3 protein-coding genes are annotated in these 1309 nt (G+C 45.5%); all 3 read right to left on the bottom strand.

Annotated features, from left to right (window positions below; translation table 11 throughout):
• A complete protein-coding gene (locus ACFWY9_RS44755) occupies nt 1-543 on the bottom strand; it encodes a hypothetical protein (RefSeq protein WP_378341756.1) in 543 nt (180 codons plus the stop codon).
• On the bottom strand, nt 521-769 hold the full coding sequence (locus tag ACFWY9_RS44760; RefSeq protein ID WP_376642747.1) for a hypothetical protein: 249 nt from the start codon (nt 767-769) through the stop codon (nt 521-523). Before ACFWY9_RS44760 ends, ACFWY9_RS44755 begins: the two co-directional genes overlap by 23 nt.
• 50 nt (nt 770-819) lie before the next feature.
• Nucleotides 820-1309, bottom strand: a 490-nt coding sequence (locus tag ACFWY9_RS44765) for a hypothetical protein (RefSeq protein ID WP_378341757.1), incomplete at its 5' end; no start/stop codon positions are given.

Raw genomic sequence — 1309 nt, forward strand, 5'->3', positions numbered from 1 at the left:
TTATAAAAAAATTTTTTTTCTTATTTGTTTTTTTTGTTTTGTTAATTTTATTGTGTTTGTTGTGGTGCACTTAGAATGGCCTTTTGTTTTGGTGGGGGGCGTGAAACACCCCCACACGACTGCTTCTTTCGAACGCCCGCGCGTGTATAAGGCTTTCAATTCTTTCGGGTAGTTATGGGCGCTTGGCGCGACTTCCATTAATTCGTCTATCCATAGAATCGTATTTTCACGCTTGTACACCCAGCTCATGAGCGCGTTGTAATATTCCGGCTCTAATTCTTCAGCGACCGGGCAATAGATAATTTTCGGCGTCTCGACCTCGGACACGTCTTCCAATCGGTGAACCACAGTAAAGTCCTTACCTTCCTGCAAGCCATGCCACAATTCCTGCCGTTTCTTGCGGCGCTCGTGTACTTCGCCTTTCGTATCAAGCTTTACCACATGGTCTTTCCCAGCGAGATATACCTCAGCGACAACCGATTTACCTGTACCGGTTTGACCACAGATAAAAACGTGTTCGTCATCGCCAATTGTCATTCGCATGTTTTCCACTTCCTTTCGTGCTGTAAGCTTTCACAACACGCTTCACGCCTTTACCTCTTTTCATAGCAGCCATGATGGACGGTTTCGGGATTTTGTCGTAAGGGATTTTCTCCACAACTAAAAATTCCTCGCCCTGTTCGATAATGTCCAAGTGTTCAAACCAATAACGGCTGTATTCATGCATGGGGATGTTGTAATAGAAGTCACCTTGCTTCAGCGTCACCATACCGGACATAGTCGATCATCCCCTCTAAATGGTTGAGGAATTTTAAGACATCAATATCCTCCGAAAGGGATGAGTTGATGTAAGGAGCCGCCAAATTGCTTACTAGTGGGTTCCCCAGATCGTTCAGCAGGCTTTTGATTAGTTCTTTCAGGCGCGCTTTCATTTCCTCGTTGTTCTGTTGGTTGTTTTGGTAGTTCTCGTTTTGGCAAGACATTTTTCTGTACCTCTTTCTTTTTAGGTTGTTTGGATTTCCACATAATGAATTTAGGTATAAAGATCGTAAAGCACGCAATGAGTAACGCTATATGGTCTGCATACTCACTGGCGACACCCGCCACGCCTTCAGACTTCGCCATGATGTTTGCGAGTGGCGTACATATCTGTTCGGCTTCATCGGCGGTTAATGCAAAGTCTTCCATCCCAGGTCGTGCTGCCACGATCGCGCTTGTCGTCAGTAACAGCATTTTCAGCTGGGATGAATCAACATTGCCCGCCGTCTTTTTCTTGGCTGCGCTTTTCTTTTTCGTGCCAGTACCAGGA

It is taken from the genome of Amycolatopsis sp. NPDC059027, from assembly GCF_042739735.1.
Classification (GTDB): Bacteria; Actinomycetota; Actinomycetes; order Mycobacteriales; family Pseudonocardiaceae; genus Amycolatopsis.

Coding starts and splice junctions, on each gene's coding strand:
- ACFWY9_RS44755 (WP_378341756.1), bottom strand. CDS start 543: ATGCGAATGACAATTGGCGATGACGAACACGTTTTTATCTGTGGTCAA.
- ACFWY9_RS44760 (WP_376642747.1), bottom strand. CDS start 769: ATGGTGACGCTGAAGCAAGGTGACTTCTATTACAACATCCCCATGCAT.